At 57.4% G+C, this 15,492-nt stretch carries 17 protein-coding genes and 1 pseudogene; 7 read left to right on the forward strand and 11 right to left on the reverse strand.

What is annotated here, in order from left to right:
• Window positions 1-57: 57 nt before the first annotated feature.
• The 6 genes and pseudogenes from ACYZT5_RS03690 (at window position 58) to ACYZT5_RS03715 (ending at window position 5,094) form a co-directional block, all read left to right on the forward strand.
• Window positions 58-1,179: a Re/Si-specific NAD(P)(+) transhydrogenase subunit alpha gene (locus ACYZT5_RS03690; protein ID WP_462049839.1), complete on the forward strand. Its 1,122-nt coding sequence runs from the start codon at window positions 58-60 to the stop codon at window positions 1,177-1,179.
• Window positions 1,180-1,190: 11 nt separating this feature from the next.
• A complete protein-coding gene (locus ACYZT5_RS03695; protein ID WP_462049840.1) occupies window positions 1,191-1,547 on the forward strand; it encodes an NAD(P) transhydrogenase subunit alpha part 2 in 357 nt (118 codons plus the stop codon).
• Entirely contained in the window at window positions 1,544-2,980 is a 1,437-nt protein-coding gene (locus ACYZT5_RS03700) for an NAD(P)(+) transhydrogenase (Re/Si-specific) subunit beta (RefSeq protein ID WP_462049841.1), read from the forward strand. The genes ACYZT5_RS03695 and ACYZT5_RS03700 overlap by 4 nt, the downstream gene beginning before the upstream one ends.
• A 117-nt stretch (window positions 2,981-3,097) precedes the next feature.
• Window positions 3,098-3,646, forward strand: a pseudogene (locus tag ACYZT5_RS03705) (glutathione peroxidase).
• Between the two features lie 113 nt (window positions 3,647-3,759).
• On the forward strand, window positions 3,760-4,665 hold the full coding sequence (locus tag ACYZT5_RS03710) for an SDR family NAD(P)-dependent oxidoreductase (RefSeq protein WP_462049842.1): 906 nt from the start codon (window positions 3,760-3,762) through the stop codon (window positions 4,663-4,665).
• A 282-nt stretch (window positions 4,666-4,947) separates the two neighbouring features.
• Complete coding sequence (locus ACYZT5_RS03715) at window positions 4,948-5,094, forward strand: hypothetical protein (protein ID WP_462049843.1); 147 nt, start codon at window positions 4,948-4,950, stop codon at window positions 5,092-5,094.
• 892 nt (window positions 5,095-5,986) lie between these two features.
• On the opposite strand, the gene ACYZT5_RS03720 is transcribed toward ACYZT5_RS03715, so the two are convergent.
• The 10 genes from ACYZT5_RS03720 to ACYZT5_RS03765 all read right to left on the reverse strand — a co-directional run bounded on the left by ACYZT5_RS03720 (window position 5,987) and on the right by ACYZT5_RS03765 (window position 13,787).
• Window positions 5,987-6,199 (reverse strand): HU family DNA-binding protein, encoded by a 213-nt coding sequence (locus ACYZT5_RS03720; protein WP_462049844.1) that lies wholly within the window; start codon window positions 6,197-6,199, stop codon window positions 5,987-5,989.
• 123 nt (window positions 6,200-6,322) lie between these two features.
• Complete coding sequence (locus ACYZT5_RS03725) at window positions 6,323-9,073, reverse strand: conjugative transfer ATPase (RefSeq protein ID WP_462049845.1); 2,751 nt, start codon at window positions 9,071-9,073, stop codon at window positions 6,323-6,325.
• Complete coding sequence (locus tag ACYZT5_RS03730) at window positions 9,073-9,489, reverse strand: TIGR03751 family conjugal transfer lipoprotein (RefSeq protein ID WP_462049846.1); 417 nt, start codon at window positions 9,487-9,489, stop codon at window positions 9,073-9,075. The genes ACYZT5_RS03725 and ACYZT5_RS03730 overlap by 1 nt, the downstream gene beginning before the upstream one ends.
• The gene (locus ACYZT5_RS03735; RefSeq protein ID WP_462049847.1) at window positions 9,452-10,969 is read right to left on the reverse strand and encodes a TIGR03752 family integrating conjugative element protein; all 1,518 of its coding nucleotides are present in this window, start codon (window positions 10,967-10,969) and stop codon (window positions 9,452-9,454) included. The genes ACYZT5_RS03730 and ACYZT5_RS03735 overlap by 38 nt, the downstream gene beginning before the upstream one ends.
• Entirely contained in the window at window positions 10,959-11,771 is an 813-nt protein-coding gene (locus tag ACYZT5_RS03740; RefSeq protein ID WP_462049848.1) for a TIGR03749 family integrating conjugative element protein, read from the reverse strand. The genes ACYZT5_RS03735 and ACYZT5_RS03740 overlap by 11 nt, the downstream gene beginning before the upstream one ends.
• A complete protein-coding gene (locus ACYZT5_RS03745) occupies window positions 11,768-12,409 on the reverse strand; it encodes a PFL_4703 family integrating conjugative element protein (RefSeq protein WP_462049849.1) in 642 nt (213 codons plus the stop codon). Before ACYZT5_RS03745 ends, ACYZT5_RS03740 begins: the two co-directional genes overlap by 4 nt.
• On the reverse strand, window positions 12,406-12,819 hold the full coding sequence (locus ACYZT5_RS03750) for a TIGR03750 family conjugal transfer protein (RefSeq protein WP_462049850.1): 414 nt from the start codon (window positions 12,817-12,819) through the stop codon (window positions 12,406-12,408). The genes ACYZT5_RS03745 and ACYZT5_RS03750 overlap by 4 nt, the downstream gene beginning before the upstream one ends.
• Window positions 12,820-12,826: 7 nt before the next feature.
• Window positions 12,827-13,198: a TIGR03745 family integrating conjugative element membrane protein gene (locus ACYZT5_RS03755; RefSeq protein ID WP_095973829.1), complete on the reverse strand. Its 372-nt coding sequence runs from the start codon at window positions 13,196-13,198 to the stop codon at window positions 12,827-12,829.
• Between the two features lie 17 nt (window positions 13,199-13,215).
• The gene (locus ACYZT5_RS03760; RefSeq protein ID WP_462049851.1) at window positions 13,216-13,455 is read right to left on the reverse strand and encodes a TIGR03758 family integrating conjugative element protein; all 240 of its coding nucleotides are present in this window, start codon (window positions 13,453-13,455) and stop codon (window positions 13,216-13,218) included.
• Window positions 13,452-13,787: an integrative conjugative element protein, RAQPRD family gene (locus ACYZT5_RS03765; protein WP_462049852.1), complete on the reverse strand. Its 336-nt coding sequence runs from the start codon at window positions 13,785-13,787 to the stop codon at window positions 13,452-13,454. The genes ACYZT5_RS03760 and ACYZT5_RS03765 overlap by 4 nt, the downstream gene beginning before the upstream one ends.
• Window positions 13,788-14,093: 306 nt before the next feature.
• On the opposite strand from ACYZT5_RS03765, the gene ACYZT5_RS03770 reads away from it, so the two are divergent.
• Window positions 14,094-14,465 carry a histone-like nucleoid-structuring protein, MvaT/MvaU family gene (locus tag ACYZT5_RS03770; protein ID WP_462049853.1) on the forward strand — a complete coding sequence of 124 codons (372 nt, stop codon included), beginning with the start codon at window positions 14,094-14,096 and terminating at the stop codon, window positions 14,463-14,465.
• A 268-nt stretch (window positions 14,466-14,733) separates the two neighbouring features.
• Here ACYZT5_RS03770 and ACYZT5_RS03775 read toward each other — a convergent pair whose 3' ends face one another.
• Window positions 14,734-15,462 carry a TIGR03747 family integrating conjugative element membrane protein gene (locus ACYZT5_RS03775; RefSeq protein WP_462049854.1) on the reverse strand — a complete coding sequence of 243 codons (729 nt, stop codon included), beginning with the start codon at window positions 15,460-15,462 and terminating at the stop codon, window positions 14,734-14,736.
• Window positions 15,463-15,492: the final 30 nt, after the last annotated feature.

The raw sequence follows: 15,492 nt of genomic DNA on the forward strand, positions 1-15,492 counted from the left end.
CATTTCGATGCGTTCAAAGGGAAGGGCTTTTCAGGATTTTTCACCGGAGAATAATAAGTGCATATCGGTGTTCCTCTCGAGACCTGTACCGGCGAGACGCGGGTTGCCGCGACCCCCGAAACCATCAAAAAGCTGATCGGCCTGGGCCATCAAGTCACAGTCCAATCTGGTACCGGCGTCAGCGCCAGTATTCCGGACAGTGCTTATGTCTCTGTGGGTGCCGCCATTGGTAACGTTGCCACCGCCTTCGGTGCGGACCTGGTGCTGAAAGTCGTCGCACCGACCGACAACGAACTGGCCCAGATGAAATACGGCACGGTACTGGTGGGCATGCTCAATCCGTTCAACAACGAGATCATCGCCAAGTTGGCCGAGTGCGGCATCACCGCCTTCGCCTTGGAAGCGGCGCCTCGCACCTCACGAGCCCAGAGCCTGGATGTGTTGTCCTCGCAAGCCAACATCGCCGGTTATAAATCCGTGTTGCTGGCCGCTCACTACTACCCTCGTTTCATGCCGATGCTGATGACCGCTGCGGGCACTGTGAAAGCCGCTCGCGTGCTGATTCTCGGTGCTGGCGTGGCCGGTTTGCAGGCGATCGCTACGGCGAAACGTCTGGGTGCAGTGATCGAAGCCTCTGACGTGCGTCCGGCGGTGAAAGAGCAGATCGAATCCCTCGGCGCCAAGTTCGTCGACGTGCCTTACGAGACCGATGAAGAGTGCGAATGCGCCGTCGGTGTCGGCGGTTATGCCCGACCAATGCCGGCCAGCTGGATGCAGCGTCAGGCCGTGGCCGTGCACGAACGCGCCAAACAGGCTGACATCGTCATCACCACTGCACTGATTCCGGGTCGCAAGGCACCGACGCTGCTCAGTGCCGAAACCGTCGCCCAGATGAAACCGGGTTCGGTAGTCATCGACCTGGCTGCCGCACAAGGCGGCAACTGCCCGCTGACCGAGGCAGATCAGGTGGTGGTCAAGCATGGCGTGACCATTGTCGGCCCGACCAACCTGGCGGCCATGGTCGCGGCAGATGCTTCGGCGCTGTATGCACGCAACCTGCTGGATTTCATGAAACTGCTGTTCGACAAAGACGGGCAGTTGGCGATCAATCTCGAAGACGACATCGTCGCCGCGTGCCTGATGTGCCGCGACGGCCAGATCGTGCGCAAGAACGGCTGAGGATAAAAACAATGGAAGACATGCTGATCTCTCACGGTATCTACAACCTGATCATCTTTGTGCTGGCGATTTATGTCGGTTATCACGTGGTCTGGAACGTAACACCTGCGCTGCACACGCCTTTGATGGCAGTGACCAACGCAATCTCGGCGATTGTGATCGTCGGCGCCATGCTGGCAGCGGCTTTGACCGTGACGTCACTGGGCAAGACCATGGGCACCCTGGCCGTGACCCTGGCTGCGGTGAACGTGTTCGGTGGCTTTTTGGTCACCCGACGCATGCTGGAAATGTTCAAGAAGAAAGCGGCTCCTGCGAAAGCTACGGCAGCCAAGTCCGTTGCGGTCCAGGGAGAGGTGCAGCAAGCATGAGTATGAACCTGGTTACTTCCCTGTATTTGATCGCCTCGGTCTGCTTCATCCAGGCGCTCAAGGGACTCTCTCACCCAACGACGTCCCGGCGCGGCAACCTGTTCGGCACGCTTGGCATGGGGCTGGCAATCCTGACCACGGCCGGCCTGATCTACAAACTGGGTGCCGAGCTCGCCCACGACGGTATCGTCTACGTGATCGTCGGCCTGCTGATCGGTGGCACTGCTGGCTCGATCATGGCCAAGCGCGTCGAAATGACCAAGATGCCCGAGTTGGTCGCCTTCATGCACAGCATGATCGGTCTGGCGGCGGTGTTCATCGCCGTTGCTGCGGTGGTCGAGCCGCAGTCGCTGGGCATCGTCCGGCAACTGGGTGACGCGATCCCGGACGGTAACCGGCTGGAGCTGTTCCTGGGCGCGGCCATCGGTGCGATCACCTTCTCCGGTTCGGTCATTGCATTCGGCAAACTGGCTGGCAAGTACAAGTTCCGTCTGTTCCAGGGCGCACCGGTGCAGTTCTCCGGCCAGCACAAGCTGAACCTGCTGATAGGCCTGGCTACGCTCGGACTGGGCATTACCTTTATGCTGACTGGCGACTACACCGCCTTCGGTGTGATGCTCGCCCTGGCCTTCGTGCTCGGCGTGTTGATCATCATCCCGATTGGCGGCGCCGACATGCCGGTAGTGGTGTCGATGCTCAACAGCTACTCCGGTTGGGCAGCGGCCGGTATCGGCTTCTCGCTGAACAACTCGATGCTGATCATCGCCGGTTCGCTGGTGGGCTCAAGCGGCGCGATCCTCTCGTACATCATGTGCAAGGCGATGAACCGTTCGTTTTTCAACGTACTACTCGGCGGCTTCGGTGGGGCTACGGACACTGCTGGCCCTGCAGGTTCCAAAGAAGCTCGCCCGGTGAAATCCGGCTCGGCTGACGATGCAACCTTCTTGCTGACCAACGCCGACACCGTGCTCATCGTTCCTGGTTACGGCCTGGCGGTGGCCCGTGCTCAGCACGCGCTCAAGGAACTGACTGAGAAGCTGACCCATCGTGGCGTGACCGTGAAGTACGCAATCCACCCGGTCGCCGGCCGTATGCCTGGCCACATGAACGTACTGTTGGCCGAGGCCGAAGTGCCCTATGACCAAGTGTTCGAAATGGAGGACATCAACTCCGAGTTCGGCCAGGCCGACGTGGTGCTGGTGCTCGGCGCCAACGACGTGGTCAATCCGGCCGCCAAAAACGATCCGAAATCGCCGATCGCCGGCATGCCGATCCTCGAGGCGTACAAAGCCAAGACCATCATCGTCAACAAGCGTTCGATGGCCAGCGGCTATGCCGGTCTGGACAACGAACTGTTCTACTTGGACAAAACCATGATGGTTTTTGGTGACGCCAAGAAAGTCATCGAAGATATGGTCAAGGCAGTCGATTAACAGGTTTTTCCAGTAGGGCCGGTGTGCGTTTGTCCAGACAAACCTGTTATTCGCTTGGGCAATGCCGACCCTACTTTTTTGTTCATGGGCGAACCTCGACCTTAGAGAAGCACAAACATGAGCGACTCAATTTACCAGATCCCTTTACAGCGGCTTGACGGGAAACCCACCACACGGGATGAATACCGCGGCAAGGTATTGTTACTCGTAAATGTCGAATCCCAATGCGGCCTGACGCCTCAATATGCCGGCTTGGAAGTGCTCCGGGAGCGCTTCGCCGAGGATGGGCTGCAGGTGCTGGGGTTTCCGTGCAATGACTTTGGTGAGCAGGAACCTGGTTCGCACGAGGAGATTGCGAGTTTTTGCACTAGCAACTATGGAGTGCAGTTCCTAATGTTTGCGAAGGTCCACGTTAATGGGACGGCCCGACACCCTCTGTATGCCGCCTTGATTACAGAACAGCCTTCAAGAGTGCCATCCGGCGACAACGCAATGTTTTTGTTACTTGAGCAACATGGATGACTTCCGAAAAATCCAAGTGATATTGCGTGGAATTATGAGAAGTTTCTTATCGATCGTTCTGGCCGTATTACAGGACGGTTTGCTCCCGATACTTCCCCAGAAGACCCAGTACTGGTTTCGGCAATTGAGGCAGCACTCGCCTGAACAGCCTGACAACACGCTGGAGGTACGCCTCGAATATGAGGCGCACGCGGCAGAGTGTATTCGATCGAATCGCATCAAGTGCGTCCCAGAACCGCTAGGGGAGGAAACAATTGATGAAGAGTCCAGAGAAGGTATTGGCGATTGTCGGTATGGGGCCGCAGCTGGGTATGGCGGTCGTGCGCCGATTCGGGCGGGCGGGCTATCGAGTTGGTCTGGTGGCGCGCAATAAGGAGCGCCTTGCAGTATATGTTGCCGAGCTCGCGAATGAAGGTGTCGACGCAGCATACTTTCTGGAGGATGTATGCAATCGGCCGCAGCTGGAGTCGGCTATTGATGAGTTAAAAAGTCATTTTGGTCGAATCGATGTTTTGGAATACAGCCCGATGATCGATGCCAACGATCTGCGCTCGGCCACCAGCACCACGCCAGAAAGCGTGATGCCATTTATGGATCATGTTGTCTATGGCGCCATCACGGCTGCGACTCGTGTTCTGGATGATATGGTTGAGCGAGGCGATGGCGCCTTGCTTTTTACCTCGGGACTTTCCGCGGTCGTACCGCTGCCCAGTCATACCAATGTCAGCATTGCGATGGCAGGGTTGCTCCGTTATGTGGAGTCGTTGAATATCGCGCTGGCCGATACCGGCGCATACGCCGGCAATTTCGTGATTGGCGAACTACTCCCTCCTCAAGGGTATGCAGAAATCTTGTGGAATATGGTGGAGAAGCGCGAGCGCGCGAACAAGGTGATCGGCGATCCGCTGCCGCTGGCAGCCTTCGAGACACTTGTGGTTCGAGGTTACGCACAGCCGCATCCTGCCAAACTGATCAAACCCCTTCCCGCTGCCAGAAACGATGACGAGCGCGATAAGTTACTTCTGGCGCTCGTCCACGCCCATATGAATGTGGCGCGCTTCGAAGATGAGGCGCCCAGTATCCTCGCTAATGTCGAGCGGGAGGTAGCGAGATTGGGAGGGGATATACAGGCTCCTCGCTTTGGTGCTCGTTTGAAAACTTGACGGAGTTCAAGGCGCCTGAATGAACGCTTTGCTGAGAATGCGACTAACACCACAGTCCGCGGTGGTGCGGCGCTAGTTGATGTCGATGCGCAGCTTCGATTATCAGTTCACGTGACAATTTGAAAGCTATGCGGTTCAGCTGTGTGCAGTTGATCGGCTGAAGATGGTGCACCTTGCACAATGCTTAACTTAATGAAGGAAAAATAATATGAGTAGACCGATTCCCCACCCATCCAGAAGATTATCGATGAGCGGTCGGAGGAACGATTCGAAGAACAGGTGGTGGCGAAGCTGGCCATTAAACGTATTGGGCGCTGCGAGGAGGATATCGGCAGAACCGCTGTATTCCTCGCCAGTGAAGATTCGTCCTATTTCACCTGTTATGCGATGAATCTCGACGGTGGGCTGTTGATAGACGGCGCGCGTTAAAGGCGCGCTTCAATGAAGGGCCTACGCAACGTAGGCCAGCCTGCATTCGCAATCAGGAGAGTTTCACCAGGTACCGAGTCAGCCCTGCTGGTAAAGGTTCGCCGATTGGATGAGCGGGCCGGATGCAAGATCAAGACGCTATTTATCTAAGAATTCATCAGCGGTGATCAGAATGATGAATGGTTACTAGCAAATGTCTCGTTCTTACGGTGAAACTTGGTTCTGAATCCGTCGGCGCTCTGGTCATGCGACTGTCTTACTAGAAGGCGTTTGGCCACGAAGAACCGTAGCCATAGTACTGGCAGTTCATTTGCTGGTTACAGTATGTGGCGAGAGTGATTTCGGGCAGGGGTTTGTTATGGGATGCGTTGTTGCAACCTGTGATGAGTAGGATGGAGATGCCAAGGTAGATGTAGATAACTTTCATCTGATGATGCTCTTGTTGTTATTTTATTTTGTTCGTATGACGGTTTTCGTCGCATTTTTATTCGTACAAGCTAGACCGGATTTGTCTAAATTGCAATATAGATTAGAGCCGAGCGTCGGAAGCTGGGTGTTAATTTAAATTTCAATTTTAAAGGTGCTTTATGAGGTTTTGAAATAGTCGAAGGTGAGGGTCTTGGTATCTAAAAAGAAAGTTAAAAAAGATAGGTGCATAATTGATTTTGACTTTCATCGATTGATTCGCCTTGTTCTGTAGATAGCTCCGACCTTCATAGTTTGGTGAGGAAAGGAAGTTTTCATGAGTCGTCAGCGCTTTTTACGCGGTCCTTTACATGGGGTTTTGACAGTGAGAGACACTAGGGGGTTGCTTATCTAACAGTATTTGTCTAATACGAGTGCAGATATATTGAATCCTTTAATTGAAATCCTAATGATAAGAATTTAGATCCTAGTGAATATTCAAGCCTGTTTTAGGGTTACGACCGTCGCGCGCTGCACGCGCTTTCATCGCGAAGGTACCAAAACCAACCAAGGTGACGTTCTCACCGTTTTGCAACGCAGTGGATATGAGGGTTGTGAGGGCTTCCAGTGCGCGCCCGGCAGTGGACTTCGGGAGGTCGGCGGAGGTCGCTATGGCCTCGACAAGATCGTTTTTATTCATGTTTGACTCCTTCTGCTGGCTGAATGTTGACGAGTAATCTACTCAGATAGTTCGGGCATATCCAGCACAAAACCGCTCTCCAGCCTTTGCAGATGTAACGCTATTTGGGCTTCAAATCGATACTTACGTCCCGATTCCACGGGCCTGGTCAATGCGTTCAGCGACCTGGAAAGCCGCTTCCAACTCCGAGCAGCCGTTCTCCTGCATCAGTGTCCAGCGCTCGGCTTTTTCCTCGGGCTCCGTCATGGCCAGGGCGAGATAAAGACTGGGCGGTACGATTCGAAACAGTGTTTCGAGCTTTTTCGACAGCACGACCCCCTCGGTGTATTTACCCGGCTCCTTGCTGGCGGAGAGCAACAAGGCCTTTTGTGCCGGCGTGAGCTTCTTGAAGCGAGCGATTTCTTCAATCTCCGCGGGCGGCATGTTCAAACAAATCCACCATTCGATCATGTTGAGCATGGTCTGCGCCGCAGTGGGAAAGTCGGCAAGGTTCTGTGTGGCGAGCCAGAACCAGGCGCCGAGCTTGCGCCACATCTTCGTGCCCTTGACCACGAAGGGCGCCAGCAACGGGTTTTTGGTGATGATATGGCCCTCGTCGGTGACCATTATGATCGGTCGGCCCAGGTACTGGTCGCGCTCGGCAAGGTTGTTCACGGTGTTCATCAGGCTGATGTAGCTGATGGACATCTGTGCCTCGTAGCCTTCGCGCGCGTAAGTGGCCAGATCGACAATGGTCACATCGCTCTCGGGCCAAGGCGTGCCCTCGCGATCGAACAGTTCACCCTCGAAACCCTGGCAAAACAGGTCGATGGACTCGCCCATTTCCTGGGCACGCTCGCGACGCTTCTCCGGCAAGTGCGGGTCGGCGGCGACGCGCAGCAAGGCGTCGCGCACGTTGCGGGTCAGTACCTGGCGGCCCGCGGCGACACAGGTCTGTGCCGCATCCAGGATGCACTCGCGGATCAAGCTGCGATCGGCTCGACTCAGGCGCGCCTCTTCCTTGGCCTCGCCGCCGGTGATCATCAACGTGGCGGTGATTTCCAGTTCGCCGAGAACATCGCGCTGGTCTTCGCGACTGGTTACCACCTCATCGTCCCACTCATCGATCGACAGATTCGCCACCTGATCCGGCTGCTCGACCAGGCGCCAAGCATCGGCGAACGGGGCGAGACTGACCGAGGCGCCAGGTTTCAATTGGACCTTGTTGACCGACAGGCCCTGTGTCGCGAAGTAGTCGCCCTGCAAGCCGAATGAGTTACCGGCCTCGACGATAAACAGGCGAGGGCGGTACACGGCCATGACCTGCATCAGCAGGGAGACCAGGGTCGCCGACTTGCCGGCGCCGGTGGGGCCGAACAACAGCAGATGACCGTTCATGGCCCGGTCCAGGCGAGACAACGGATCAAAACTCAACGGCGAGCCGCCACGATTGAACAGGGTAATGCCCGGGTGGCCGGTGCCGGTGCTGCGGCCCCAGACTGGAACCAGATTCGCCAGGTGCTGGGCGAACATCAAACGCGTGTACCAGTTGCGTGTGTCGCGGGCTGGGTTGTAAGCCATCGGCAACCAACGCAGGTAACTGTTGCAGGCGGCGACTTCATCGCCTTCGCGTACCGGCTGCAGGCCCGCACCCAGTAGTGCGTTAGCCAGGCTGACCGAACGCTGGTGCAATTGCTGCTCATCGTGACCGCGCACGTAAAACGCCAGGGCTCCCCGGTACAGCTTGTGCTGGCGGCCGATGATCGCGCGAGCCTCTTCGACATCCTGGCGGGTCCGGGTCGAGGCCAGGGTTTCACCGATGGCTTTGCGCGCCAGGCGGTTCAACTGATCCTCAAGTACATCCTGCGGTTTGACCACCAAGGTCAGGCTCATCACCGTGCCTTCGGGTAACTGGTCAAATAATGCGTTCACCGCATCGCCCTTGCGGGTTTCTCCGGTGAGCTGACCAATCAGTGGGGCCCGGCGCAGCTTGTCCACCACCATGACCCGGTGGGGCTGATCGTCAAAAAACCAAAGTCCGTGCTGCACATCCGAACGCGGTTCGTTGAAGAACAGCCGCTCGGCGAAGTCATGATCGAAGGGCAGTTCCAGCGACTCACCGTCACCCGACTCCGGATAGGCCACGTGGCGGTAGAACTCCTCGGGCGCTTCATCAGTGAGCCTGGGTGCCGGATTGAACCAGGGCACTAACCAGGCATACAGACCTCGGCCATCGACTCGCGTCGATTGCACCCCGCAGGCTTGCAGCGAGGCACCGATTCGTTCGCAAGCCTGATGCAGGGATTGCACCGGGTTGAGTCCTGTCTCCTCAGCGTCAGACTCAAGCCAGCGATAGACCACCAGGCGCACCCGTCGGTTATTGCCACGCCAGGGCAGACGCGTCACCACCTTATCCTCAAACAGACCGCCGGGCTTGGCGATGGCCTTCAGATGACGGCGGCTGAGTTCCAAATATGCCTCGGTAAAGACCGTGCCTCGAGCGCTGTCCTGAATGTAATCGGTGAGCCGGGTCAAGTAGGGGGTGAAGTCGTTGTCATCCTGGCAGAAAAACTGCGCCGCCCAAGGCGCTTGATCCAGCTCGTCAAAGCTATCCTGCAAGGCATCCTCGAGAGCATCGCGGGCGGCCGTCAGCCAATCGGGTTCGCGCCCTTCAGTACCGATGGGCAGCAACTCGAACACCGCACCCACCGAGCGATTGTCATCCAGCAGAAAACACTGCTCGGTGTCGAGGTACTCGACCCAAGGCAGATGATCGGTGAAGCTGGGGTTGTGCGCATAGAGTGCCGCTTCATCGGCCAAGGTCGCGCGAGGGCGCAATGGGTTGCGCCAGGCTTTCCACGCGGGAGTGCGGTTGTCCAAATTACTGGGACGCACTACAAGTCTTCCTGGCGTTCACCAGGCAATGCGTACTGCACCCGTTGGTAGAACGGAAAGACGGTCGAGTAACCCGGGACCGGTGCCTGCTCGGTGCCACTCAAATGCGGATACACGTACAGCACCAGATCGGGATTGGGCAGGCGAGGGAACAGGCTGTGGATCTCGTTCTCTGCTGTGCGAGTGTACGGTTCCTGGAGAGAAGCGGAGAAATCTGCCTGGGCCAGCGGGCGGCGTAACTGCTGCCGAGCATCCAGCAGTTGCTGCTGAGTACCTTGCGAACCAGCGCCGTTCCAGATGTCCAGCATGGTTTGCTCGCCATGGGGCAGCAGCGTCTCTTTGTCGGTGGAACACCCCGCCAGGACCCAGCAGATCAGGCTAATCCAGGTCAGACAGGGAGGCATGGTCTTTTTCATGGCGAACGCTCCGGCCCTTGGGCTCGTAGTCGATGGTGATCTCATGGTCGAGGTGCAGTGCGACGTGGGCGGCAGGAGGCACGTACACGGCAGCAAAGGCCTCGCCATACAGCTTGTTGATCCACTCGCGGATGTCGCTGACACCACCACTGAGGATTGAGTTCAGTGCGCTGTTGCCCGTGCTACTGGTGACCCCGAGCGTACTGCCGCCCGAACTGATCACACTGCTGTTGTTCCGCTCATCCCCGAGCAGAGCGGCGACACCGGCGCCAGCCGCCGTGATCAGGCTCTGGCTGCCGAGGTATTGCTGAGCGTTTGAGCGGCGCTCGCCGGCGATGCAAGGAATGCCATACGGATCGGACAGGTAGCCGAGTCCGCCACGGATCTTGTCAGTGTTCGAGCTCTGAGTGGTGGAGGCATTGCGGCTGGCTACCGCCTTCGGCTGAGGCACTGTGCGGATGGTGCCGTCGGTAAACACAAAGGTGATTGACTCGACCTGTCCGCGTACACAAGACAGGGTCCAGTCACCGGACACCGTGCCGCTCATCACGGCACCTGCAACGTCCGGCAGGTCGATGCCGTTGGCAGTCAGGTTCTCCGGACCGACCAGCACCTTGAAGGGATAGGGATCATTCACTGTACCGTCCACCGGGACTCGGCCGATCAGCGCGGTCATGGCGACCGAGCCCATCAATGTCGCGTTTTCGGGAATGGTGTAGACCGGCTTCGCGCCTTCGGTACGATCAACGGATCGCGTCAGGTCACGCTCACCCTTGGTGACTGCCCGTAGCTGTTTCTGGCTGCGATCAATGGCGTTATCTTTCAAGCCTTCCAGTGAGTTGAAGGCAGTAGGCAGACTCAGTGCGGAGGAGGTCTTGGTTTTGCCTCGGGCGTCGGTGGACAGAGCATCCGAGGGTTCAATCCACTGCAGCGCATCATTGGCAGAATGCCGCCCTTCGAACTGAGCCCCGTCGCCGGGCTCAAGCCCCAATCCGATCGGCATATCCTTGCCTTTGCCGGTCAGCCCCGACAACTGTTCCTGCAATTGCGTCAGCAGACCGCGCGCCTGACGACTGTCTTGTTCCGCTTTGAGTCGGGCCTCGTTGGCTTGTCGGCGGCCTTCGTCGACCTGCTGGGTCACGCTGCCAAGCGCCGTCTGGATACGCGAATCGACATTGTTTTCCCGCTCGCGCAGGCGGTTGTTCTCCGTCTGCAGCGAATCGTTGTGTTTCTTCAAACCGAGCATGTCGCTGCGCATGGCCTTCACCTGGCCGACCAGGGTGGCAACCGTATCGCGTGGGGTATCGCCAGCAATGCCGAGCGACTTGGCTTGCTCGGCGGATAACTGAAGGTTGCCCTGGTCAATTGGGTTCTCTGGAGAGGGCGTACTGCCACCCGCGACCCAGGTTTTCAGGATGATCAACACCACGGCCAGCAGCGCAGCCGGTACCAGCCATTTGAGCAAGGCGTTAGCTTTCATCGTCAGCACCTCGCGCAACGGGCGGCAGCGTCACGGCGTGTTCGAGGCCGGCACAGCGGGTGACGAGGTAGGCGAGCGTGGTGTCTTCAGCGCTGCCAGTTGGTCCGAGGAAAGCATGTTGGAAGGCCGCAGCGAACAGCTTGGCCTGCAGCCGGCGCGGATCGAGTTGCAACGTCTCCGAACCACGATTGCGCAACTTCACCGCCGTTACCCAGTAATCACCGAGTCGCCAGGCGGCGACAGGTGTGCTGGACACGTTTTCGGTCGGCAGCAGGGTTGGCAGTTCGGTGCGCAGCTTAAGCGGGACGCGGCGTACCCCGGGCAGGGACTCCACGGTGCGCAGCGGCGCGTACAGGCTTTGCGCGGCGTAGCGCGTCAAAGCGACCGGGATCGGTGTACGTTCTGGAACAGGGGCGGTGCTCGATTCCGTCTCGGTAGTTTGCACCGGAGCATTCTTGAGAATACGCACGGGCTCCAGCAGTTGATCGCCGGGAGTGGCCGCGACATCCAGAAGGATGATCTCGCCCGTGGCGACTGATTGCAGTTGCAGGCGGGTCGGGGCGATGGCTTCCGACGCGCGAAGGTACAACGTGCCGCCGGTTGATTGCACGCGCAGCTTGCCCGTCAGGGTTGAGGGCACACCGACTCGAACATCCTCATCGACAAAGACCACCCGCTCCTGATTGACCACCAGTGGGACCGCGAGGGGGAGGCGTTCCCAGTGCATCAGCTCGACGGACTGCGCAGCAACTCCCCATAACATCAGTACGACGGTGAGTCCTAGGTTAGAAATCCACTTCATGGCTCACCTCCAGGCAGGGAGATTTTTTGCGGAATGCCCTGATAACAATCCAGTGCCAGCCCCCACTTATTGCGTTCGGGGTCCAGATCAAAACGCACCACGCGTAATGGATAACGCACCACCACCCGTTTCACCGGTTCGGCGGCGTAATACTCATCGGCATTGAGGTCGAGCTTGACCAGCCAGCTGTCGCGATCGAGTTGCTTGACCCTGAGTTCCGGATCCTCGCTGTAGCCTCGGCCCAGAATTTCGTAGACGCCACGCACCCGCTGGCGCAGTTCGCCAGCGGCCTTGCGGTACTCGTAATCCCCGTCGAGGAAGGCCTTGCAGGCGGGTGTCAGGTAGGACTGCAAGCCATAGATGGCGCGGCGATAATCCTGCTCGCCATCCGAGGGCCAGCGGTTTAGTTGGCCAAAGATGTAGAGGGCAAAGGCATAGACATTCTCTGAGGGGATATCCCACCACTTGCGCGTGCTGCCCGAGCGCAGATCCGGGGGGACATGTACGGTCAGATCGGTCGGTGCCGAGCGCCAGCCATACCAGAGTCCGGCACAGACCAGGGCGAGGATCATTACCGCCAGACGAAGACTGAAGATGTGGGCCTGTTGGGCATCGACCTTGTTTCGAAATCGGCTCATGACTGCCACCGAGACAGGGCAGGGGGTAGTCGACGTGAGCGGCGAACCGTCCAGGCGCCGGTATGGAGGATCAAACTTCCACGACCCAGACGCCATCGGCTGGCGAGTATCCATTCGAATTTGCGGTACAACCAGGTCTCGGGGCGGGCCCGTTTGGCCCGCCGCAGTAGCGTGCCACCGGCAAATAGCACCACCGCCATACCCGCGATCATGCCGGTCGGCGCCACAGCAATGGAGGCGGTGGCGAACGCCAGAGGAACGCCCAGCAGCAGGCCAATGACTGCGCCGGTGCCGAGCGCTAACCACATCTCATCATTGGTCAAACCGCGCAATACAGCAGGATCGCGATTAAGTCGCTCCGGCAGAAAGACCAAGGTGCCGTCCGTAAGTCGTTCGATGGTGTCGTTCATGTCGACCTCACAGAATCGCGGCAGCCTTGGTCAAGAACCAGATGATGATCACCACCAGCAGGGCGCCGATGCCGACCACCGCGCCGAGGTCTTTCCAGGTCTTACGCTGGTTCTGCACGTCGGCATACACCGTCAGCGAATGCCAAGCCACACCTAGAAAAGCGAGCAGGGCGATCAGCAGACCGAGCAGGATGCCGCCGTCATAGGCGTAGTTTTTGATCGTCTCGATCAACCCGGAGCCTTCACCACGTGAAGGCGCTTCCATGGTGGGGAGTTCGGCAAAAGCCAGGCTTGGGCCGAGCACCAGTAGCAGGCCGATCAAGCGCTGGCTGGCACGATCACGCAGGTTGTTTTTCAGGGGGATAAGGCACTTGAGCATGACGGCGATCTCCGGGGTTAGGAAAGGGTGAAGAACATCAGGACCAACAACGCGAGCAACACGCGTACAGCACTGCCGCCGAAGGCGCCGAAGCGCACACTGCCTGTCGCCCATCCCCGGTAGGCCGTCCACATCACCCATGTGCACCAGAGCAATGTGAGAACGAGAACCAGGGACAGCCATAGCGTCGAACTGCTCTGTGCCGAGAAGCCGGAGGCGTTTTGGAACGCTGAGCTCTGAACGTCAGTCATGCTCATGGCGACAGCTCCGCGGGCGGAGTGTCGAGGCGGTAATCGCCGACCAGTTCGGCGGGATCGCGAGGTTGAGCGCGAGAGGGGGACAGATAGTCCTGCACACCGTGACGGATGCGCTGGATGTCCCGAGACAGGCGGGGATAGTCGAAGCGATAGCGATCGTCGGGTTCAGACGTGGTGGCTGTCGCAGATCGTGTTGCAAGGCGTTCGATGGTGTCGAGTTGCTGCTGGACCAGGCTGAGCTGTTCCTGCTCGTGAGCAGATGCGGCATAGCTGCTGCCTTGAACGATGATCAGTGACAGGAGTAAAAAATAGCAAAAGGCGGTAGTCGACATGATGCTGGCCCATGTGGAGATGGAGCCAGCATCAAGTTAGAGGTTGAACTATTCAGTATTAAACGCGAGGTGGGATGTATCGCTTTTTTGGGGGAGAGCGGAAGAAGATTGCTCACACATACATCAGCAATCGATTCGGCGATATAGAAAGCTCAGACAGCACTCCTACCTCGATAATTATGTGCTGCTCATGCGGTAATGAGTGGAATAGCTCGTGCTTGAAGGCGGCATGGGTGACGAAGAGCTAATCATCGCTTAGCATTGAAATGTTCATTCCTCATTTCCCTAACCTGAAGGAAGTTTCACATGTCTCGGTTGGCTGAATTTCGTAAGCTTGAGCAACAACTGGCCGAACAGCTCGCAGAGCTTGAGTCGATGAAAAGTGATTCCGGCCTGAAAAAAGAAATGGAATTTGAGAGCAAATTGCGGGCGTTGCTTGGCGAGTACGGCTTCAGCTTGAAGAACATCCTTAGCATCCTAGATCCAAAGGCTGGCCGTCGTACCTCGACATTAATAGCAGCACCTGTGAAGGCAGCACGTAAAGCTCGCGATGTGAAAATTTACAAAAATCCGAACTCTGGTGAGCTGATCGAAACCAAGGGAGGTAACCATCGGCAGTTGAAAGAATGGAAAATCGAGTTTGGCGCAGACGTTGTCGAGTCGTGGCGTACGCAGTAAGAACGGTTTGATTACAAGGGCTCTGAATGGGCGCTTGTTTGTTGGTGAGGATGATGAGTCCTGAATGCGAATCTTGGTCCCACTCCTGCACCAATCTCGAGGCACACTCACAAACTTTGGGAGCCTGCCTTTCATTCAACACTCCGCTCGAAGTGGGGAATCTCGGTCGAATTCTGGCGGGTTAACTCGTGCGGGGTATCAGTTCTGCAGTCGCTGGATAACTATCCTGACACCAGGGGATATATGAAGGAAAATATAATTTCCCGAATCAGAGATATTTCTTAAATGTAGATGCCGTGATTGCCGTTGTGATGCCAAGCATTACAGCACAAGGCAAAAATACGGCCATAGGATTGAGCGAAAAGGGTAGGGACAGATAAATGATCCAGGGCACGATCAGCAGCGGTATTACTGCTCGTTTAGCACGGTGATAGACGAAGCTACTTTCTCGTCCTGCTCCAAATTTGCGCAGGTCGCGGTGCATCAAACCATCAACAAAACCAGTGAGCGTGGCCAGCAGAAACAAGGGTATCGCCAGGACCAGAATGGTTAGCCTCACGACGAAGGTGAAGGTGACGTACACCGCCGCCAGCACGAAATCCTCAATGCTCACGTAAAACTTGGTGATCCACCCCCAGAAGCCGTCGTCCATGCTCGATACCCGTGCCTGCTGGGCAAAATCCGCAAAGCCCGTCTTGACCAGCAGCCACTGATTGAGAAAGTCCAGCAGATGGACAATCGTCGGTCCGGGTTGTTGGATGATAAGTGACGATTTGAAGTGCTCTCTGAGCCAGCCCAGTTCACTGGTCAGCATGGCCTGGCTGTGTCGCCAGCCCTGATCGCCCCAGAGCAGCAGTAGGCCGAACTCGATCAGGATCGAGAACAGCAACGAGGCGATCAGCAAACCGATGATGCGAAAAACCAAGCCAATCGCCGAGACGATCACTCCCGGGCGCTGGATCGGTTGTGGCGACGTGTTCTGTGCTGAAGTCGCCATTGTTCACTCCATTACGCGCTGCAGAGTTGA

The organism is Pseudomonas sp. LB3P14, from assembly GCF_054898045.1.